The sequence below is a fragment of the Psychrosphaera sp. B3R10 genome, from assembly GCF_018861025.1.
GTDB lineage: Bacteria > Pseudomonadota > Gammaproteobacteria > Enterobacterales > Alteromonadaceae > Psychrosphaera > Psychrosphaera algicola.
The window spans coordinates 187,138-208,322 of record NZ_JAHKQH010000007.1 but is presented as its reverse complement, the minus strand read 5'-3'; the positions used below and the strand labels follow the sequence as shown (position 1 = coordinate 208,322).

The 21,185-nt window shown below is 40.0% G+C and carries 17 protein-coding genes; 15 read left to right on the top strand and 2 right to left on the bottom strand.

Going from position 1 to position 21,185, the window contains the following annotated elements; all coding sequences use genetic code 11:
* The first annotated feature begins 11 nt into the window (after window positions 1-11).
* The 15 genes from flgG to KO525_RS02220 all read left to right on the top strand — a co-directional run bounded on the left by flgG (window position 12) and on the right by KO525_RS02220 (window position 19,431).
* Window positions 12-800, top strand: a complete 789-nt coding sequence (gene flgG, locus KO525_RS02290; RefSeq protein WP_215962163.1) for a flagellar basal-body rod protein FlgG — start codon at window positions 12-14, stop codon at window positions 798-800.
* 65 nt (window positions 801-865) lie between these two features.
* Complete coding sequence (gene flgH, locus KO525_RS02285; RefSeq protein WP_215962291.1) at window positions 866-1,543, top strand: flagellar basal body L-ring protein FlgH; 678 nt, start codon at window positions 866-868, stop codon at window positions 1,541-1,543.
* 8 nt (window positions 1,544-1,551) lie between these two features.
* On the top strand, window positions 1,552-2,646 hold the full coding sequence (locus tag KO525_RS02280) for a flagellar basal body P-ring protein FlgI (protein ID WP_215962162.1): 1,095 nt from the start codon (window positions 1,552-1,554) through the stop codon (window positions 2,644-2,646).
* A gap of 33 nt (window positions 2,647-2,679) precedes the next feature.
* Window positions 2,680-3,090, top strand: a complete 411-nt coding sequence (locus KO525_RS02275; RefSeq protein ID WP_215962161.1) for a hypothetical protein — start codon at window positions 2,680-2,682, stop codon at window positions 3,088-3,090.
* Window positions 3,091-3,346: 256 nt separating this feature from the next.
* On the top strand, window positions 3,347-4,447 hold the full coding sequence (gene flgJ / locus KO525_RS02270) for a flagellar assembly peptidoglycan hydrolase FlgJ (RefSeq protein WP_215962160.1): 1,101 nt from the start codon (window positions 3,347-3,349) through the stop codon (window positions 4,445-4,447).
* 11 nt (window positions 4,448-4,458) lie between these two features.
* Entirely contained in the window at window positions 4,459-6,489 is a 2,031-nt protein-coding gene (gene flgK / locus KO525_RS02265; RefSeq protein WP_215962159.1) for a flagellar hook-associated protein FlgK, read from the top strand.
* A gap of 10 nt (window positions 6,490-6,499) precedes the next feature.
* Window positions 6,500-8,323 (top strand): flagellar hook-associated protein FlgL, encoded by a 1,824-nt coding sequence (flgL, locus tag KO525_RS02260; protein WP_215962158.1) that lies wholly within the window; start codon window positions 6,500-6,502, stop codon window positions 8,321-8,323.
* Window positions 8,324-8,654: 331 nt separating this feature from the next.
* Entirely contained in the window at window positions 8,655-9,266 is a 612-nt protein-coding gene (locus KO525_RS02255) for a 3'-5' exonuclease (protein WP_215962157.1), read from the top strand.
* A 289-nt stretch (window positions 9,267-9,555) separates the two neighbouring features.
* Window positions 9,556-11,313 (top strand): flagellin, encoded by a 1,758-nt coding sequence (locus tag KO525_RS02250; RefSeq protein WP_215962156.1) that lies wholly within the window; start codon window positions 9,556-9,558, stop codon window positions 11,311-11,313.
* Window positions 11,314-11,552: 239 nt separating this feature from the next.
* A complete protein-coding gene (locus KO525_RS19845) occupies window positions 11,553-13,298 on the top strand; it encodes a flagellin (RefSeq protein WP_215962155.1) in 1,746 nt (581 codons plus the stop codon).
* Between the two features lie 82 nt (window positions 13,299-13,380).
* Entirely contained in the window at window positions 13,381-13,830 is a 450-nt protein-coding gene (locus tag KO525_RS02240) for a flagellar protein FlaG (RefSeq protein ID WP_215962154.1), read from the top strand.
* A gap of 102 nt (window positions 13,831-13,932) precedes the next feature.
* Window positions 13,933-15,663 carry a flagellar filament capping protein FliD gene (gene fliD, locus KO525_RS02235; RefSeq protein WP_215962153.1) on the top strand — a complete coding sequence of 577 codons (1,731 nt, stop codon included), beginning with the start codon at window positions 13,933-13,935 and terminating at the stop codon, window positions 15,661-15,663.
* Window positions 15,664-15,694: 31 nt separating this feature from the next.
* Window positions 15,695-16,384: a phosphoadenylyl-sulfate reductase gene (locus KO525_RS02230; protein ID WP_215962152.1), complete on the top strand. Its 690-nt coding sequence runs from the start codon at window positions 15,695-15,697 to the stop codon at window positions 16,382-16,384.
* Between the two features lie 238 nt (window positions 16,385-16,622).
* A complete protein-coding gene (locus tag KO525_RS02225; protein ID WP_215962151.1) occupies window positions 16,623-18,635 on the top strand; it encodes a 6-hydroxymethylpterin diphosphokinase MptE-like protein in 2,013 nt (670 codons plus the stop codon).
* A 1-nt stretch (window position 18,636) separates the two neighbouring features.
* On the top strand, window positions 18,637-19,431 hold the full coding sequence (locus tag KO525_RS02220) for an AAC(3) family N-acetyltransferase (protein WP_215962150.1): 795 nt from the start codon (window positions 18,637-18,639) through the stop codon (window positions 19,429-19,431).
* 83 nt (window positions 19,432-19,514) lie between these two features.
* On the opposite strand, the gene KO525_RS02215 is transcribed toward KO525_RS02220, so the two are convergent.
* Together KO525_RS02215 and KO525_RS02210 are read right to left on the bottom strand one after the other, a co-directional pair.
* On the bottom strand, window positions 19,515-19,754 hold the full coding sequence (locus tag KO525_RS02215; RefSeq protein WP_215962149.1) for an acyl carrier protein: 240 nt from the start codon (window positions 19,752-19,754) through the stop codon (window positions 19,515-19,517).
* A 24-nt stretch (window positions 19,755-19,778) separates the two neighbouring features.
* The gene (locus KO525_RS02210) at window positions 19,779-21,182 is read right to left on the bottom strand and encodes a class I adenylate-forming enzyme family protein (RefSeq protein WP_215962148.1); all 1,404 of its coding nucleotides are present in this window, start codon (window positions 21,180-21,182) and stop codon (window positions 19,779-19,781) included.
* Window positions 21,183-21,185 lie beyond the last annotated feature (3 nt).

The window sequence follows — 21,185 nt, the reverse complement described above, 5'->3', positions numbered from 1 at the left end:
AGGAGGCGCGTATGCATCCGGCATTGTGGATTAGTAAAACTGGGCTTGACGCTCAACAAACTGAAATTGCGGTAATATCCAATAACTTGGCCAACGCCAGTACTATCGGATTTAAAAAGAGTCGAGCCGTATTTGAAGACTTACTTTATCAAAACATTAACCAACCTGGTGGTCGGTCGTCCCAGGACACTGAAATGCCAAATGGTTTGATGCTCGGTGCTGGTACTAAAGTTGTCGCGACTCAAAAGAACTTCTCGCAAGGGAATATGACAACGACTGAAAACAGCCTGGATTTTATGATCCAAGGTAAAGGTTTTTTTGAAATCCAACGCCCAGATGGAACGTTAGCTTATTCTCGAAATGGCCAGTTTTCAATTGATGAAAATGGACGATTGGTAACCTCTGGGGCTGGTTTCCCATTGCAGCCTGAAGTAACAATTCCGGCTGAAGCGCAGTCGATAACAATTTCCCAGCAAGGTGAAATTTCAGTTCAAGTACCGGGTCAAGGTGCTGGTGTTGTTATTGGACAGTTGACCATTTCAGAGTTTATTAACCCTGCCGGCTTAGAGCCAACGGGTCAAAATTTATATATTGAAACTGGAGTAAGTGGTGCCCCGGTTCAAGGTAACCCAGGGGTTAACGGTTTGGGTATCATCGTACAGGGGGCTCTAGAAACGTCAAATGTAAACGTAACTGAAGAGCTAGTTAGCATGATTGAGAGTCAACGTGTGTATGAAATGAACTCAAAAGTAATTTCGACAGTTGACCAAATGCTTAGCTTTATTACTCAGCAGCTATAGAGTTCTGGAGATTTATTATGATGTTATTCACGGCAAAACAACCCAAGGTTCAGTTTACCAAACGCATGTCAAAAGCATTAGCCGCGTCATTATGTGTTGTTTATTTATCAGCCTGTGCGGTGAATCATGATATTGAAGAAGAAGATACGTTTTTCGCACCTATAATGCCTGAAATCAAATCAGATGAAGTTGTTGCAACGGGGAGTTTGTATCAGAGTGGTTGGTCAAATGGCCTATATTCAGATACTAAGGCACGCCGTGTTGGTGACATCATCACAGTTTTATTAATGGAAAATACTCAGGCATCTAAGTCAGCTAAAACAGAAACTAAAAAAGAAACAGACGCGAGTTTATCACCGTTAGTTGGATTAAACGGTCTTGCACCAACCATTGGCGGTAATACGCTGCAGATGGGGATAGGCTCCGATGGCACTTTTAAAGGTGATGCCAAATCAGATCAAAGTAATAGCTTAAGTGGCCAAATTACTGTCCATGTTTTAAGAGTATTACCAAACGGAAATTTAATAATACGTGGCGAAAAATGGCTTACGTTAAATACCGGACAAGAATTTATTCGATTGACAGGCATTGTACGGTCAGAAGACATCAGTTCTGAGAATACTGTTGATTCAACCCGCGTTGCGAATGCAAGAATTTCGTACAGTGGTAAAGGCAGCTTGGCAGAAAGCAATGAAGCTGGCTGGATATCACAATTTTTTATGAGCTCGATGTGGCCATTTTAGGAGCAAATATGAAAGGTTTAATACTGCTATTTAGCTGCTTAATTGGTGTCGTTTCGATGCAAGCAGAAGCAACACGAATTAAAGACGTATCGATGGTCGAAGGTATTCGGTCTAATCAACTCGTAGGTTACGGGTTAGTCATTGGTTTACCAGGCACCGGTGAACAAACACGATTTACGGAACAAAGCTTTAAAGCGATGTTAGGTAACTTTGGTATTCAATTGGATCCAAATTTAAAACCTAAAATTAAAAATGTTGCTGCGGTTGCCGTCCACGCTGATCTACCAGCATTTGCGAAACCAGGACAAAGTATAGATATTACCGTATCGTCAATTGGCAGTGCCGGAAGTTTGCGAGGCGGCACATTAATACAGACAATGTTAAAAGGTGCTGACGGCAATATTTACGCCGTTGCGCAGGGGTCATTGGTTGTTGGCGGTCTAGGCATTCAAGGCCAAGATGGTTCTTCGGTCACAGTCAATATTCCGACAGTGGGGCGTATTCCTAATGGCGCTACCGTTGAGAGAACCGTTCCAACGCCATTTGGAAACGGGGATTATATCACTTTCAATTTAAACGAAGCTGATTTTACTTCAGCTAAAAGGTTAGCTGATACAATTAACAACCTAGTCGGTCCTAATACGGCAAAACCATTGGACTCAGTTTCTGTCAGAGTCATAGCGCCAAGAGATATTGGACAGCGTGTTGCGTATCTATCAACGTTAGAAAACTTAGAATTTACGCCAGCCGATACGTCCGCCAAAATTATTGTAAATTCAAGAACAGGCACTATCGTTATAGGTAAAGACGTTAAGCTTAAGCCTGCTGCTATTACGCATGGTAGCTTGACGGTGACTATTGCAGAGAATCAAGACGTAAATCAACCTGAGCCGCTTTCAAATGGTGAAACTCAGGTAACAAACCAAACCATTATAGATGTAGCTCGTGATGATACCCGCGCGTTTGTATTTGACCCAGGCGTTAACCTTGACGACCTAGTTCGAGCGATAAACCAAGTGGGAGCTGCTCCAGGTGACTTAATGGCAATATTAGAGGCATTAAAGCAAGCTGGCGCAATTGACGGGCAATTGGTTGTAATTTAATTTAACTAAATAAAAAACAGGAAGGGGATCGATATGAGTTTCGCCCAAGTATTATTAACAAATGTAACTGCGAATCAAGATACAAATCATGCAATTCTAGAGATGTTAGAATTGGACAAAGACCAACAGGTTCAATACCATGTTTATGAAGTTGCTTACTTTGAAAAACAGATATTTTGCTGTCTCTCAGGTGGCGTAATTGAAGATAATGAAATTCAATTTACACCGGTTGGGCTTGGCGCATTTGAAGCACTTACCAATATTGAAGATGAAGAAGATTCTGAGTATTTTGCTGAGCAAATCGAGCTAGCCGAAGGTGGCATTGCAGCGCAAATCGAAGAGGTTTTTTCGCGTGTACCAGATAAATCTCGTGTATGTTTCATTGGTAATTTGAATGATGAAATGCAAAATGAATTAGGTAAATATTTTACTTTAGCTCACTAATCACCTCGTTATATATCCTGTTATAAAGCCGCAAAAGCGGCTTTTGACGTTTGAGTTCCAATCTTAATCTCAATCTCAATCTCAATCTCAATCTCAATCTCAATCTCAATCCCAGCATTAGTAACTAGAAAATTTTAGTTATGACAAATTAGATTATCCAAAGCTTAACAAAAGCGACTTTAATAAGGCTTCTAACGAGTTGGCGCGTTTCTTGAAGTAATCACGTTATTATTAACTAATGTCAAAATAACGTCATATGAATCAGTTAGGCGATGCAGGTAATTATCTAGACATAGCGGGGATCCAGCAGCTCAAAGCGCATGCGGGAGCGAACCCTGATGACAAAGAAGCGTTGAAGCAAGCTGCTGAACACTTCGAGTCTATTTTCATCAATATGATGTTGCAGTCGATGCGAAAAGCGAACGCCGCGTTTGAAGAGGGTAACCCTATGCATTCAAACACGACTAAGTTTTTCCGTGATATGTATGACCAACAACTCGCTACTGACATGGCCAGTAAAGGCAGTTTAGGCCTTTCAGAACTTATCGTGCAACAGCTGTCCAATGCTCCCGAACGATATCGTAATGGCACGACACTGAGAAACGACGCAACATTCGAGCGCCATGAATTTGGGAATACCTCTCAAACAAACGCTCAAACTACAGATCCATTAAATCAATATCCTACGGATAAGTTGCCTCTAAGCGCATCATTGTTAGACCCTGCGTTGCTATCTCCGAACGGCGTTAAAAATCACTTCAACCAAATGGTCGATGATGCGTTTAAACATGTCGGTCTTACGGTCAACCCAGTGGCAACAGATATTGCCCAACAGCAGAAAAAAGAGCCGGTGGAATTTGATACACCGAAAGATTTTGTTAGTCAAATTTGGAGTTATGCCAAAAAAGCGGCATCTGAAATTGGTCTTAACCCCGCAGTTATGGTTGCTCAAACGGCGCTTGAGACAGGTTGGGGTAAACATATTATCGAAGATAAAAATGGTGAGTCGAGTTTTAACTTATTTAACGTTAAAGCGCATCGAGATTGGGAAGGCGCTAAAGCTGCACAATCTACTTTGGAGTTTGAAAATGGCTTACCGGTAAGAAAAATTGAACCGTTTCGTGTCTATGACAATTTTTCAGAGTCGTTTGACGACTTTGTCAATTTTCTAAAAAGCAACGGCCGATACGATGAGGCATTAGAACGCACTGACAATACGGAACACTTTTTGCATAGTTTACAGAAGGCAGGCTATGCAACGGATCCGAATTATGCAGACAAGATCCTTGGCATTTTGCAAAGCAACAGTTTTAAAACAATGATTGGCGATTTGGACGTTAAACCGCAAGTCGAATAAGGGGTTAGAAAATGGCTAGTGGCATTTTAGGTACTGGTGTATCGGGGTTAGCAGCAGCTCAATTTGGGTTAGACACAACAGGTCATAACATTGCTAACGTTAATACCGAAGGTTACAGCCGACAACGTGTTGAAACTGAGTCTACGGTAGGTAACGCCTTTCGTTCTACTTTTCTTGGCAACGGAACTCAATTAGCTGCCATTACCCGAACGTTTAATGAATTTAATTACAATGAAGTTATCTTTAACGAAAGCCAATACAATTATAATGAAACAAGACTAACAAACGCCAGTCGATTAGATAACCTACTGGCCGATCCTGACACTGGCATAACCGCCACATTTGAAGAAATGTTTAATGGCATTAACGGTGTTGTTGAAGAGCCAACGTTAATCTCAGCTAGAAATGTCGTTTTGTCGACGGCTGAAAATACAGTAAAACGTTTTAATACTCTTTATGAAGAAGTAGCTGTTCAGCATATGGGGTCAATTAATGAAGAGATTTATACATCCGTTTCAGAAATCAATTCTATTACTTCTGAAATTGCACTATTAAACAGTAAAATTCAGGTTGAGAATGCTGTTGGATCTGAGGGCTTTGCCCCGAATGATCTGCTAGATAGCCGCGAGCAACTAATAAAAAGACTAAGTCAGATGACGCAGGTCGACACAATACAGCTAGATGATGGCACTGTGAATGTCACCGTTGGCCAGGGCGTAACTTTGGTTACTGGTGCCTTTGCATTGCCAATGTCTGTTATTCGCAATGAATTTGATTCTGGTATTTTAGAGATTGGCGTTTCGACCAAAGAAGATTCCGAATCAAAATCAATTGTTACCGACCAATTAAGCGGCGGTTCTGTGTCTAGTTTACTCGATGTCCGCGATGAAATGATAATGCCAGCGATAAGGGAGTTAGGGAAACTTGCTATCGTTATTGCAGATTCGTTCAACAGGCAACAGTCACTAGGGCGTGATTTAAATGGCGAAGTGGGGTCTAATTTATTTAGCGATATTAATGATCCACAGTTAGTGCTAAGTCGAACCTTTGGTGCGGTCACTAACCCAGTTGAATCTAAATTTGAAATCAATATTCGAAATTCCAGCCAACTTACAACCGATATTTATGATCTAGACTATGACGGTACAGATCTTATCGTGTCTGATGCAAAAGGCAATGTTATCGAGAGTTTTGATCCTGCGCAGATCGCACAAATGAATGCAGGCACTGAGTTAACAATCGGCAATACCGGTTTGTCTATGGCCATTGATACAGACAATATGACAGCGGGCGATAGGTGGCAAATCAATGCCTTGAAGAATGGCGCAAGTAAAATTGATATTGTGATTGAAGATCCAAAGCTCATTGCTGCGGCAGATAATTATTTTGAAATAGATTCTGTGACCAATACAAATAACGTGAGCTTGTCACTTTATGAAATTAATAATGTGAGCAATGCCAGTTATCCTTCACCGAACAATGTTCCACCTTTACCGGATCCTATGCTGCAAATAGTAGTAGACGCAACCGGCACGCAGTACGATATTCAAGATAGTGCGGGCAACTCCGTTAATGGTGGGTTTCAAGATATTGCTGCAGATAAAATTATAAACGGCCCTGGATTTACCATGCAATTTGAAGGTGAGTTGGCAGGCAATGAAGTGTTTAATTTAACCCATGCAGATAATGATCTGATACCAAATGACAACAAAAAGTTTGGGCCGGGTGATAACACTAATATGTTAAGCATGTTGAACTTTCAGAGTAAAAAGACCATGGATAATGGACTAAATAGTTTCTCTGAGGGTTATGCAGATCTAGTAACAGCGGTAGGTGTAGACACTAAAAGTACAGAAATAGCCCGGGATTCCTATCAAACCTTATTAAGTGGTTCATCCGCAAGATTAGCCGCAGTTCAAGGGGTTAATTTAGATGAAGAAGCGGCAAATTTAATTCAGTACCAACAAGCATATTCAGCATCAGCGCGGATCATTACCGTTGCTCGTGAGACGTTCCAAACGCTCTTATCAGCGGCAGGTTAGGAGGTAATTTATGGCCACTAGAATAGCAACAGCAAATTATTTCCAACGAAACGTTGCTCAGTTGCAAACGCGTCAAGCAAACCTTGATAGAGCTCAGTTAGAATTGTCCACGGGTAAGAAGATCATTAATCCGTCGGATGATCCAACAGGGGCAAATACGGTAATAAGACTGAAAAAAGAGATCCAGGTCAGCGATAGATATTTAGCATCGCAAGATAGTGCCCGTCGCTACAATAGTGTTTCTGAGACTCAGTTAGATTCCATGACTAATACTTTGTACCGTTCTCAAGAATTGTTAACCCAAGCCATAAACGGAGCTTATGATTCTGCTGCCTTGCAGGCTTTAGGCAATGAAATTGGCGCTAGGGTTAGTGAATTTATGGGGCAAGTAAATGCAACAAATTCAGCAGGGGATTACATATTTTCTGGGTACCAGACAACTTCACCTGCCTATGAAATCGATCAATTTGGTTTTGCTCAATACCAAGGGGATGAAGGGATAAGAGATTTGCTTATCGCACCGAATACTTACGTAGATGCAAATGCAACAGGCAACGCATTTGTGGATAATTTAACGTCAGATTATGGTTATTTTACGCCAAGTTCAGACAAATTATCCACGGGGACAGTTACCAACCCTTCGGCTTTTAGGTCGCCAGCATTTCCAGAAACAACCTATCAAATTCAGTTTAATGCAACGGGTGATGGCTACGATATAATAGACCTAGGCCTAGACCCTGCGAATCAAGTCTTAGATTCGGTGACGGGTTATTTGCCTGGAGACGAAATAACCGTTCAAGGGATCACGTTTCAAACTAATGGCTCAAATCCTCCAGTCGCGGGCGAAACTATAGACCTGTCACCACAGCGAGATTCTGAGTTATCAAACTTTGAAGTTAATTTTACTGCTGCAGGCGAGTATGAAATTGTTGATTTAGATAGAAACAAGGTTGTGGCTGGTCCAGTACCATTTGTAATGGGAGATACCATCGAGTGGGGAGGGCGTAAGTTCCCATCTGATCCAGCCGCCGCATTACCAGCTGTTGGCACAAGTTTTACTTTTGGTGAACCAACAAAAAACACGCAGTGGGTTATGTCTCAAGCATCCAATAGCATGACAATTAATGGCTCGCGATTTGTAGCAACAGCTAATGATGAAGCTCTCAATTCTGTAGATTTAAACACCCCTCCTGGTGATCTGTTACCACCGGATCATCCTTTATACACTCCGGGAACTTCAGGTTCGATGGTAATACCGGCAAACACTGGTACCGGAATACTGTCGGGGGGCATTGTTTTGTATCCTGAAGATAATGTCATTGGTGATTTTAGGATATCTTTTATCGATACTATCGGCGATGGGGTTGCAGATAGTGTTAGAATGGATGAAATTGATCCAGTCACAAAACGAATTAAACCGCAACCTGAAGGTCAAAGTTTTGATACGGAATTCACCTCAGGTGAAGCAATTGTTGTTGCGGGTATCGAATATGAAGTCACAGGTACTCCAGCAGTAGGAGATACGTTTGAAGTCGCTCGGCCAGAAAACTCGCGCCGAGTAGAGGTGTTAGGTATGTTATTACATGAGTTGGATCAAGGACTTGTAACTACCGGTAATACTCGTTCTGAAATTGGTTCTCGTCTGAATATTGTCGATAATATGGAACAAGCCCAATTAAATTTCCAATCGATTACGATTTCAACGTTGGCGACGCTAGAAGAAGTGGATATTTACGAAGCGGTAAACAATTTAGAAACGTCGAAAGTTGCACTACAAGCAGCTCAACAATCCTTTGTTAAAATTCAAAACCTAAGTTTATTTAATTACCTTTAACGTATAATGTCATGTTAACGAATCATATAATTCTCGTTAACATGACGTTTCATCCCTCATTACGTTACCTTCAAATCTAATTCTAATTCTACTTCTAATAAGCTTAACGAATGCGCTACGAAAACGCTAAACGAATTAGAATCATGCCGGCAAAGCCATCAAGTCTCAGTTTGTTTGTTTCTGTCCTTTTAATCATTTATATCTCTCATAGTTTTACTAATATTTTTTAGTATCGACTACTTTCATTACCTAATCGTTTTAGTCCCAATTCAATCCTTGCCAAATTATAAATTATTGGCATTATTAATCTGTAATTTCATCAGAATTGGTAATGGATATTCATTTGTTATTTGTAATCTACGACACTGAGTTCACCGCATGGGAAGGCTCAATGGCAAGACGTTGGTCAGAACCTTGGGAGCATAGAGAACTTATCCAGCTGGCGGCACTTAAAATTGAAGTTTGCGACACGGGATGTCAAATTTTAGAGTCCTTTTCTAGACATATAAAGCCAATTATAAATCCAACCTTAAGTCAATACGTGATTGACCTAACTGGAATAACTCAAACATTGATCGATCAAAAAGGCGTCAGTTTTCCGGCGGCGATTTATGATTTTAACAAATTTTGCCAGGGCGATGACGTTAAACTGGCGAGTTGGGGTAATGATCAAAAGGTCCTAGCAGAAAATGCTGAGCTAAATGGAATTCGATTAGCGCCGAAGTTACTTGAACACATCGATTTAAGTGTGCCGCTGCGTAAAATAGAGAAATATAACTTTCAAGTATGCAGTGGTTTGTTACATAAACAAATAGGCATACAACTCAAAGGTCATGTTCATGACGCATTACACGACGTAAATAGTATTGTGGCCACTGTAGATCGCCTGGTCAAAGAAAATCTGATTAGCATCAACTTGTTAGATCCCGTCGAAAATTGTTAATAGTTTTCCCCTAACACAATTTAAACGGCAACTGATTGCCATTACTTTCTCAGACGTCAATAATCTGCTAGTTAAAGCCAGCTCACACTAAACCTATAAAGATCTCTGTTGTTTATTTTCTTAATTTTAAATTAAGTTACTGTTATATAAAGAATAAAACTTATTATTCAAATCGAAATATATTAGACTTGAGTATAAATAAATCGACTTCATTTTTGTTTTTTAACTTTGGCACGCATGTTGCTCACTATGTGTAACGGCAAAATTTTGTCATTGAGGAGATAACATAATGGGTATGTTTATTAACACAAACGTTGCCTCGATTAATGGGCAACGGAATTTAAATAACTCGACAGAAATGTTGCAAACATCTATGCAACGACTCTCGTCGGGATTACGAATCAATAGTGCGAAGGACGATGCGGCTGGTATGCAAATATCAAACCGATTAACTTCGCAAATTAATGGCCTTAACGTTGCGACACGAAATGCTAATGATGGTATTTCTATGGCGCAAACAGCGGAAGGTGCATTACAAGAAAGTACAAACATCTTGCATCGTATGCGAGATCTGTCGATACAGGCAGCCAATGGTACCTATTCTGACGGCGACCGGGCGGCACTTCAAGAAGAAGTGACACAGTTGCAACGAGAACTAGACCGAATTGCGGAAACCACAACGTTTGGTGATCGTAAGTTGCTTGACGGTACATTTGGTACAGAACAGTTCCAGGTAGGCGCAAAAGCTTTCCAAACTATCGCGGTAAGCGTTGGTTCGTTCTATGCGGAAGATTTGGGTAGTGAGTCTTATGAACTCGGTGCGTATAATTCAAATCATTCGGTAGGCAGTAAAGCGGCGACTAGTTCTGGCAACTTATCAAACTTTACCAATTCGGCGTCTGCGTTGAGTTTAGGTGCCGGTTTAGGTAACTTCTCGGTAGGTTTTTATTCGAATACATCGGGTGCTGTTTCTAATCCGTTTAATGCACTAGCAAATTCTGGTCTTACAGTTGAACTAGGTGTTAAAGGTTCATTAGGTAGCGCGACCGCGGTATTACTAGATGAGTTTGGTAGTGCCTACAATGTACAACGTTCTGTTCAGGCGATTACAACTGAGACAGGGGTTGATGCAGATGCAAGAACCACTGTAGCGTTGGATTTCTGGCAAGGCTCGTCAGACACTGGTATTTTTATGAATACCAATACTAATGAGCTAGACGCTGTCACCTTCCAGTTTGACCTAAAAGGTTTAAACTCTGGGATGGATGATGATCCGGCACGTATTAAATTTTCGATTGAAAATACTGAAGATTTATCTACAGCAGTTAACGCTATAAATGAAGCCGCTGGTGAAACGGGTATTTCCGCTTCATTAACAGGTGACGGGCGACTTGTTCTAACGAGTGAGCGTGGCGACAATATTCGCATGGAAAACCTGCAAGTTTCAGGTAACTTGGCAAGTCAAGCTGCTATCAGAGCGACGACCTATACATACGAAGGTGAAGTTTCGGATGATAAAGACGCAATTTCTCAGGGTTGGTTAGTCAGTGCTGGTAATGGACAGTCTGTATTTACTGATACAAACTCGGTTTATGCGGAATTTGTTGGTGTCGTTCGAATGAGCTCCAATGATGATTTCAAAATGAGTCTTGTCGATACGACTACTGCGATGAATGACAATGCGATGATATTACAAGGTACCGCAGGTACGACGTCAATTTCTAATAAAGAAACGGTTGACGACATTAATATCAGTACTGCCATCGGTGCGCAATTAGCAATCGATATTATTGACGGTGCTTTGTCACACATAGATAGTCAACGTGCAGGTTTAGGTGCGGTACAAAACCGATTAACCAGTACTATTTCGAATTTAACAAATGTTATTGAAAATGCCAGTGGCTCTAGAAGTCGAATTCGAGATGCGGACTTCGCTGTAGAAACTGCGCAACTGACAAAAAATCAGATATTGCAACAAGCCGGTACGTCTATTTTAGCCCAGGCTAATCAGTTACCGCAGTCTGCTCTATCACTACTGGGTGGTTAATTTTTGCCCTAACCCCTTGTTTATCCCTCATTTTAAACTCTCCAAGGCCCTTGGAGAGTTTTTTTTTGAGTTTTTTTATTAAGTTTTCTAATTAGCCGTCGATAAATACCTTGATAGAGAAATTTAAAGAAATAAAAAAAACTTTAAATTTTTACTAAAGAATTCGTAGAACCTTCCGAAATAGAAGGTAACAGGCTTAAAAATTAGCTTAAAAAAGATAAACCGGAAGGGGAATTATCATGGCTTTAACCGTTCAAACAAACCCAACTTCGTTGAATGCTCAAAGAAACTTGAGTAAATCAGGTGAAAGTTTACAAACATCTATGCAACGTTTGTCATCAGGTTTGCGTATTAATAGCGCGAAAGATGATGCTGCGGGCATGCAGATTTCAAACCGTTTAACATCGCAAATAAATGGTTTGAATGTGGCAACTCGTAATGCAAACGATGGTATTTCAATGGCGCAAACCGCTGAAGGTGCGTTACAAGAAAGCACAAACATCTTACATCGTATGCGTGACTTGTCTGTTCAGGCAGCCAATGGTACATATTCTGACGGTGACCGTTCTGCTCTTCAAGAAGAAGTGGTTCAGTTACAACGAGAGTTAGACCGTATCGCTAGTTCTACTACATTCGGTGACCGTAAATTACTTGACGGTACATTCGGTACAGAGCAATTCCAAGTTGGCGCTCGTTCATTTGAAACCATTGCGGTTAGCGTAGGTTCATTTTACTCAGAAGACATGGGTAATGAATCTTATGAATTAGGTGCGTACAACTCGAATCATACTATTGCAACAAAATCAGCAGTGAGTTCTGGTAGTTTATCGGCCTTTGCCAATACAGCTACAACATTAAGTGCAGGTGCTGGTTTAGGTAATTTCTCAGTTGGTTTTTATGGCACTACTTCTCAAGCTGTTACCGACCCGTACAAATCTTTAGCTAACTCAGGTGAAACTGTTGAGCTAGGTATCAAAGGGTACTTAGGAAGTGCAAACGCTGTACTTTTAGACGAGTTTGGTAGCGCATATGAAACTCAGCGTGCAATCCAATCAGTTGCAACTAAAACTGGTGTTGATGCCGACGCACGTAACACAGTTACGTTAGACTTCTGGCACGGTTCTACAGATACAGGTATCTTCTTAAATACAAGTACAAATGAGTTAGACGGCGTAACCTTCACATTTGACCTTAAAGGGCAAAATCAAGACGAAGGCGTAGGTGTTAAATTCACTTTGGAAAAAACAGAAGAACTTAGTTCAGTTGTTAACGCAATTAACGAAGCAGCTTCTGAGACTGGTATTTCAGCCTCACTTACTGGTGATGGACGTGTTGTTCTAACGAGTGAACGTGGCGACAATATCCGTATTGAGAACATGCAAGTTTCTGGCGACCTAGCAAGTTTGGCGGCTATCCGTGCAAATACCTACACATATGAAGGTGATGTTGAAAACGATAAAGACGTTATCGCACAGGGTTGGTTGATATCACGTGGTACAACTGAAACTGGTTTCACTCAGACAAACGCCGTATATGCAGAGTTTGTTGGTGTGGTAAATATGAAATCAAATGACGATTTCAAAATGAAATTTGTTGATACTACAACTGCAATGAATGAGAATGCGCATATCTTGCAAGGTACTGCGAATACAGCAACTTTGTCTGAGAAAAATACTGTTGACGATATTAATATCGGTACAGCGATTGGTGCTCAAAAAGCGGTTGATATCATTGACGGTGCATTAAGCTACATCGACAGTCAACGTGCAGGTTTAGGTGCGATTCAAAATCGTCTAACATCAACAATTAGTAACTTAACTAACGTTGTAGAAAACTCATCGGCAGCACGTTCACGAATTCGTGATACGGACTTTGCTACTGAGACAGCGCAGTTGACGAAGAACCAAATATTGCAACAGGCAAGTACTTCAATACTTGCACAGGCAAACCAGCTGCCGCAGTCGGCGCTAAGTTTACTTGGGTAATATTTCAAGCTAGACACAATGGAAAGCAAAAGGCGTGTCAAAACCCTTTTGCTTTTTTCGTTTTTAAAATCGGAGATTTGACATGAATACTCTAAATCCTATCGGCCACACTGAGACATCGGCAGTTACAAAAAGTAATGTGCCAGATGTATTGAATAAAACGGATGAGAATGAACTCGTTGTGGCTGTTGATAAGAATTCAGGTGCGGCTCCTCAAACTGACGTCTATATTAAGCAGCAAATTGGACATGATCAAAATGATCAAAATACTCAACAGGAAACAGCCGAAACGGTTGAATCGGATTTGTCAAAGGAACAAATGACCAATATGGCTCAGTCTTTGCAAAGTTTTGTTGAGTCACTAAATCGTTCAATCGAATTTTCTGTAGACGATGAAGCCAATAGGAATGTGATTACGGTCAAAGATTCACTATCAGGTGATGTCATTAGACAAATTCCATCCCAAGAAGTGTTAGACCTAATTAAAAGTTTAGGCAAAACCACTGGCATTTTGTTTAACGAAGATGTTTAGTCAGAACGATTGATAACGATCTTTAGGTCGTTAGGTTTTTGCACTACACTTGTATAAAGTAGCGTACTTAGTTTTTATAACAGTCAAGTATTGAGGTAAATCATGGCAACAATCACATCTACAGGTATAGGCTCAGGTCTAGATGTAAACAGTATCGTGACAGAGCTTGTTGCCGCCGAAAGAACACCTTTTGACGAAAACTATGATTACACGTTACAAACTAATTCAAATAAAATTACTGCAATGGGGCAGCTTAAAAGTGCGTTAGCGACACTTGAAGATTCGTTATTCGATCTTAAACTGCCAACTACCTTTTCCCAAAGAAATGCGACCAGTGAAGCTACTGTATTTTCAGTTTCAGCAGGTAGTGCTGCCTCACCAGGCTCGTTTGATGTATCCGTGGATCAGTTGGCCGAAGCACATAAAGTCGCCACTCAGGCATTTACTGATGGTCAATTTATCGGTGCTGGTAATCTTAATATTTCAGTAGGAAGCGGTTCATTTAGCCTAACCGTCGGCGCTGAAGATACCTTAGATGACATCAAAAACGCAATTAACGAAAATACGGTTAACGATGGCCACGTTGTGGCAAACATTGTTAATGGTGATGATGGTCAATATCTTGTATTAGCGGCGTCTGAAACAGGTGAAGATCAAGTATTAAAGATAGAAGTCACTGATGACGATGGTAATTTACATGATGATTCCGGTCTATCAAGGTTAGCATTTGATACTTCAAAAACCGTTTTGGCGGAAGATTTTAGCGCAGCAGAAGTACTAGGTTCTAATGGATCTATTACGGTTTCTGACGGCTTAACCGATTTAGATATCGCCATTACCGATACCGACACGATAGAAACCATTGTCGCGAATATCAACTCAGCTGGCTTAAATTTATCGGCGACCCTTGAGGATAATGGAAGTGGTGGATTTAAGCTTGTTTTAGAGTCGCAAAATGATTACCCGGACAATAAGGCGAGTATAGCGATAGTAAGCGACGATGATGGTGACGATACTGACGCACTTGGACTAAGTAAGTTAGCTCATGATTATTTCACAGGAAATTATTCTGTTGTGAATGAAGCAGTAGATGCAAAAATTACTATTGATGGCAGTATTACGGTAACAAGTTCGTCTAATACCATTGAAAATGCCGTATTAGGAACAAGTATTGTTGCAACCGAAGTTCACGAACCTGGTGAGTCAGACACTGTTGTTGTAACCCTTGATACTGACGGCACAAAAGAGAAAGTTGAGAAATTTGTTGCTGATTATAATGTGATGATTCAAACAGTAAATGCTTTAACTAGTATTGAACAGGATGAAGAATCCGATGAAGAAGACGCCTTACAAGTTGGTATCTTAGTGTCGGAGTCTTCGCTTAGAACTATGTTAAGTCAATTCAGACGTTCTATCGGTGATGCGGTCGAAGTAGCGCCTGGAGTTTCATTAAGTTTGTCTGTTCTTGGGATTACAACGACCAAAGATGGCACTTTAGAAATAGACGCGGAAGAGTTGGATAATCAAATTGAGACAAACTTTGACTATTTTAGCGCCTTGTTTACTGGAGATGATGGGGTCGCGACGACCCTTTACAACCGAGTTGGTGAATATGAGAATACCGGCGGAGTAGTTGATCAGAAAATCGATACGTTTAATGACAATATAACGCGACTGGATGAAGACAAAGAAAAACACGAAATTAAAATGACGGCTTATGAAGCCAGATTGTATTCGCAATTTTTAGCAATGGACTTACAAGTTGCGCAACTGCAATCTACAGGTGATTATTTAACTGAGCAATTGTCCTCGTTAAATAAGTCCAATAACTAACATTTAGCGATTGCCATAAGTTGGAGGCCCTATGTCGACATTGCTTAAAACAGTCAACGAACATTTCCCTAAGCTTGATATTCACCAACGGATTGAGTTTTGTTTAGATACTCTTGGGCCAGCTGATACTATTATCCAGTCTTCCAGTTTTGGGTTACAATCAGCCGTTTTACTTCATCTGATGTCAGTCGTCAGGCCATCAACCCCTGTTTTTTTTGTGAATACAGGTTACCTTTTTAAAGAAACACTCGCCTACGCCAAATACCTCAAATCTGAATTAGATTTAAATGTCGTTGAAATCAAACCCAAACTCAGTCCTAAAACCATAGAAAATAAATACGGCCAGCTTTGGTTAAATGGTGCTACAGGTATTGAACAATTTAACTCGTTAACGAAACTGCAACCGTTGCAGCAAGCATTAGCGAAAACTAAGCCCACTATTTGGTTAAGTGGTGTAAGACGACAGCAATCGCAAGAAAGGCAAAACATGTTATTTGCTGTAGAGCGTTTCAATACAGCAAAAATCCATCCAATGTTAGATTGGACTGACAAAATGGTGCATGAGTATATGGTTAAAAATCATTTGCCCCGACATCCGCTAGAAGCTGAAGGCTATCTTTCGGTTGGTGATACTGTTACGACTCAATCGTTGCATGAGGTTGATGATCCAAGTGATACTCGCTTTATGGGTTTTAAACGTGAATGCGGCCTACACGCCTAGTTTTTGTCCCATTTAAGCATCCTACTTTTCTTATTTTCATTTTATTTAATTTTTCCGTTGCCTATGGAATATTCCTTGCTACATTCAATGTATTAGGATTTTTGCCGTCAATACTTTGAATGTGTTACAAAAATATGTTTATGTAGGGCAAGTCCATATTTAGCGAATATGTTTATTGAATCTTATTCTGCGGAGTTTGGTCAATGCATATGTTTAGAACAACATTATCGAGTTTACAATGTCAGACAATCAAAATGTAGAAATGCTAAGAAGTGTATTACAACTCACATTCAATAAAAATTTAGCGTTTTTTCGTACACAGTTCCCCCACTTGTTTAAGCGTTTCAAAGACTATCAAGCGCAAAATTATGGATTGGAATTAGATCCTAAAGGCAATTTAAATATAGCTGGTAACGGTAATTTTATTTATCAAGATGATCCTAAAAAGACCAGTATAGATCAGGCGAAATTGTTTTTGTCTAAACCGACTCGCAGTGTTTATCGAATTTCACCGTTAGATGCAAATGACAGAATGCGACGCCATCCGATGGGGTTTTTACACCCTTTGTATTTGAATAAACTCGCAGAAATTGCCCAGAAGTACGTTAAAATGGGAAACGAATATAAACTTCGTTACGACCCATTAAACTATTATCCATTTTTCTCTGTAGTTGGCGTTGGACTAGGGTATCACTTGGAATATTTGGCTGAACAAGATATTGGTCATTTATACATTTATGAGCCTAATGAAGATATGTTTTATGCCTCTATGTTTACGACAGATTGGGAGTGGCTTGTAGGTAAGTTCACAGAGGCAAACAAAAGTATTACTATTTTAGTTGGGGTTCCTTTCGAAAAATATCTTGAAGGATTTCAGAAGCTTTTCCACAAGTTCGGTTTGTTTAAAGCAGGCTGCCTTCCGGTTTATCAGCATTACGCAAGTGAAGAGTCTGATGAAGTGATGAAAAACTTCTTTAAAAATGTTGTCGCTATTTATGGTGGTTTTGGCTTTTTTGAAGATGAAATATTGTCAGTTCGCAATACATTAGCAAACGTTAAATTAAAGCCTGATTTTTTACCAGAAAACCTTAAAGTTAATGAAGAGCTAAGACCTAGAGTATTTGTTTGTGGTTCAGGGCCATCCATTGATGATGCAATTGATTTTATTAAAAACAACCAAGAAAAAGCGGTAGTTGTTTCCTGTGGTACAGCATTAAAAGTATTTCATAAAGCTGGCATCGTGCCAGATTTTCATATTGAAGTAGAGCGAACAAAAGGTGTTAAAGAATTTTTAGACACGATCGATGATCCTGAATATTTTTCTAAAATTACACTGATTGCAATGCAAAATGTAATGTCGACAGTGGTTGAAAAATTTGGTCAAACTTTATTGTATTTGAAACCAAACGATGGCGGCACTGACCTTATTCGAGTAACACATCCCAAAAATAATATTGCCCATCTATTTGGCTCTAACCCAACAGTTACCAATAGTGCGGTAGCGGTTTGTAACTATTTAGACGCAAAAGAAGTTTATTTGTTTGGGGTAGATTTGGGATACAAAGATCCGAATCAGCATCACTCAAAAGACAGTGCCTATTACAATGAGCTAAAAGATAAAGTAAACCACAAGCGTTTTAATTCGAAAAAAACTGCAGAGGCTAATTTTGGCGGTACGGTGTTTGTAAATCATGTATTTGATTGGGCCAGAACCAGTATGGAATACGCTTTACGGCGTAAAACAAGTCGCGGCGATTGTTTTAACTGTTCAGACGGGGCGAAGATCATTGGTGCTGAGCCGTTACAAATTGACGACATTAATTTTGGTTATGAATTTGATAAAAATAAGTTTGTTTCCTTGGTTAAAAATATGAAATTTAAAAGTACCGTAAAGTACGACACGCTTAGTCGCTCATTACAAAAGCGCGGTACAGTTTTATGTGACATGATAGACTTTTTTACCGATGAACGGTTTTTAGAAATGGAGCTAACGCCTAAAAACATTATTGAAATAATGAATCGAAATTACATGCATTTGATGTCGCACGATGGCAGTGAAGAGATCTTTGGTATGCGTATGGCGACTGGGTCATTGACCTATATACAAATTGCCATATTAGGATTTTTATTTACGCTTAAAAGCCCTGAACTGAGAACAGAATTTGGTAAAGAAGGACTTGCTTTACTTCATGAATATCTGCAAGAAATGAAATACATTTTTGAAAGTGAATTTATGGAAGAGAGAAAATAGTTTGCCATACAGTGTTAATGATTTGGTTACGAGTTATCAAGCTTGTGGCGTAAAGGCTGGTCAAGTTGTTTATTTAACTGGCAACTTTGGTCGCTTAGGTGTGTCGCTTGATGTGTCTAAGGTGGAATTGTTTGAGCGTCACTTACAGGCGCTTTGGCAAATATTAGGCGAACAGGGAACTATTGTTGTGCCTACCCACAGCGCTTCTATTTGTAATACTGATCAAATTTTTGACTTAGCGTTAACCAAAAGTGAAATGGGACCTTTTAGTGAATACGTTCGTTTATTAGAGGGTTCCGTACGTTCTTTTCATCCGTTTTTTTCTCGCACGGCAATAGGTGCCAAGGCCGAATATATTTGTGGACATAATTCACGACACAGCTATGGCGGGCATACACCATTTTCGAGAATGCTTGAGCTTGATGCCTTATTTATAAGTGTTGGAATCGAACCGCGACAAATCGTCAGTTTAGTGCATCAGTGCGAGTTGGAGATGGGGGTGCCTTACCGATATAACAAAGAGTTTATGCATCAGGTTATTCGAGATGGCCGGGTAACCGTTGAACCTTTTTATCATTTAGTCACTTATTTAGATTGCGACATTGTTCGTGATAAAAATATTAAAATATTTGAACATTTTAAGCAGCAGCACAAATTGCATCAAGTCTCGATGGGTAAGGGTACGTGTTGGGCGTTTAACATGAAGTCTTTTTATCAATCGACTACGGAACTGATGTCACAGGATATATACAGTTGGCTACAAACCCCACCGACAAAGCGACCATATCAAAACTGATTTTTATGGGCTAAATTGCATCCAGTATAGAATCCAGTGAACCAGAGTGTTTAGTCCTGGTTCACTCAATATTCTGATAAGTTTTAGACTGCGGTTTGTTTTTCTATTTCTACAATTAGTGAATTAATCGTATTTAACTCTTCCATTTTATCGTCAGAAATTTCGATTTTAAATTCTTTATTTACCTTTAAGATAACGGTCATAGAATCTAACGAATCTAGTCCAATTTGTGCAAAGGTTAACTGATAGTCTGCTTCCGACTCAATATGGGCGTCGCTATTTTGTTGTAAAATTATATCTGTAACTTTTTGTTTTATATTCATATTTTATTCCGAAGGGCTTTCGATTTATAGACTTATAATTTTTGTCAGTTCATTCCGATTTATTTTACCAGACCTAGTCCTAGGTAACGACTCGATATGAACTAATTGGTTGGGTATCAAAGCCGCATCTGTCGATTTCAGATGGTCAACAATATCCCTCATGGACAAGGTGGATTTTCCCTCTATACAAACTACCGCTATTGAGTCTTTTAGCTTTTTAGGGTCTGGTATCCCGACTACAGAGAACGCATTGGTTTTGATTAAATTAACCAGCTTTGACTCAATTTCATCAGGGTGTACTAAGGCACCGTTGCAGTTAATGACATCGTCAGCGCGGCCACCAAATACGAGATAACCCGCGTCATCTATGAAGCCCTGATCGGACGTTTTATACCAACCATCTACCAAATTACTTTGCCATAACGCGTCATCTAAATAGCCTAAACACAAATTTGTTCCCCTGATAGCAATCGTTCCTTGGCAATTATTGCCTAATGGTTGATTGTTCTCATCTAATATTTGTAATTCACAACCCCTAGATGGCTTGCCCTCTGTATGGGATTTATCTAAGTGACGATTGAGTTCAAAAAATGTTACTCGCATCGCTTCAGATAGCCCATAGTGTAAAAATATTCTTGTTGTTGGCAGGCTTTTAATTAAATTTTCCCGAAAGAAAGGATCAAATTTCATCGCACCGGTTTGGATCCATTTAATCTGATGACTCAGTTCATTCAAGTGCTCGTGGGCCACTTGCAGTATTGACGACAGCATAGAAGGGGCGATTGCTAACGCATTACATTGATGTTTGTGTAATAAACTAAATAAGTTCACAAACCCTTTAATTGCTTTGGGTAAAACAACGGTGCCGCCTACTTTAAACACACTATGACATCGGCCAAAGCCATAGGCATGATCAATTGCAGCATAGACACACTCAACAATATTGGCATCAACTTCCATTTCATCATTCATAAATTGGCAAATCGAAGAAATGCCTTCATGACTTAAGCGCACGCCTTTGAGTTTTGATGACGTGGTTCCCGAAGTGAAGATGACGATGGCTTCGGAGTAAAAGGCTAGGTCTAAGTTTTCTTGTTTTGGCAGTGTTTCGATATCTATTGTTGGATCAATTTGATATTGAATGTTTGCAGTTTCCAGCGCCCCGGCGATACGCTCTTCATCTTTAAATGGAATAGGGACGGGTACCGCACCTACCGCCATGCAAGCATAATAGGATATCAATAAATTGACATTAGAAACGGAATGGATGCCAACTCGGTTCCCCTGGGTAACGCCATCGGATACCAGTTTACATGCTAACGAAGCAATTTGATTATGCAACTGTTCGTAAGTGAGTTGCTTATCTTCCCCGATGATTGCTAAATGTTCCGGGGAAGAGTAACTGATTTCAGAGTACAGATTTAACATTCT

Bases quoted from the DNA above. Each gene is read 5' to 3' on its own strand.
- flgG (WP_215962163.1), top strand. From the start codon at position 12: ATGCATCCGGCATTGTGGATTAGTAAAACTGGGCTTGACGCTCAACAA.
- flgH (WP_215962291.1), top strand. From the start codon at position 866: ATGTCAAAAGCATTAGCCGCGTCATTATGTGTTGTTTATTTATCAGCC.
- KO525_RS02280 (WP_215962162.1), top strand. From the start codon at position 1,552: ATGAAAGGTTTAATACTGCTATTTAGCTGCTTAATTGGTGTCGTTTCG.
- KO525_RS02275 (WP_215962161.1), top strand. From the start codon at position 2,680: ATGAGTTTCGCCCAAGTATTATTAACAAATGTAACTGCGAATCAAGAT.
- flgJ (WP_215962160.1), top strand. From the start codon at position 3,347: ATGAATCAGTTAGGCGATGCAGGTAATTATCTAGACATAGCGGGGATC.
- flgK (WP_215962159.1), top strand. From the start codon at position 4,459: ATGGCTAGTGGCATTTTAGGTACTGGTGTATCGGGGTTAGCAGCAGCT.
- flgL (WP_215962158.1), top strand. From the start codon at position 6,500: ATGGCCACTAGAATAGCAACAGCAAATTATTTCCAACGAAACGTTGCT.
- KO525_RS02255 (WP_215962157.1), top strand. From the start codon at position 8,655: ATGGATATTCATTTGTTATTTGTAATCTACGACACTGAGTTCACCGCA.
- KO525_RS02250 (WP_215962156.1), top strand. From the start codon at position 9,556: ATGGGTATGTTTATTAACACAAACGTTGCCTCGATTAATGGGCAACGG.
- KO525_RS19845 (WP_215962155.1), top strand. From the start codon at position 11,553: ATGGCTTTAACCGTTCAAACAAACCCAACTTCGTTGAATGCTCAAAGA.
- KO525_RS02240 (WP_215962154.1), top strand. From the start codon at position 13,381: ATGAATACTCTAAATCCTATCGGCCACACTGAGACATCGGCAGTTACA.
- fliD (WP_215962153.1), top strand. From the start codon at position 13,933: ATGGCAACAATCACATCTACAGGTATAGGCTCAGGTCTAGATGTAAAC.
- KO525_RS02230 (WP_215962152.1), top strand. From the start codon at position 15,695: ATGTCGACATTGCTTAAAACAGTCAACGAACATTTCCCTAAGCTTGAT.
- KO525_RS02225 (WP_215962151.1), top strand. From the start codon at position 16,623: ATGTCAGACAATCAAAATGTAGAAATGCTAAGAAGTGTATTACAACTC.
- KO525_RS02215 (WP_215962149.1), bottom strand. From the start codon at position 19,754: ATGAATATAAAACAAAAAGTTACAGATATAATTTTACAACAAAATAGC.
- KO525_RS02210 (WP_215962148.1), bottom strand. From the start codon at position 21,182: ATGTTAAATCTGTACTCTGAAATCAGTTACTCTTCCCCGGAACATTTA.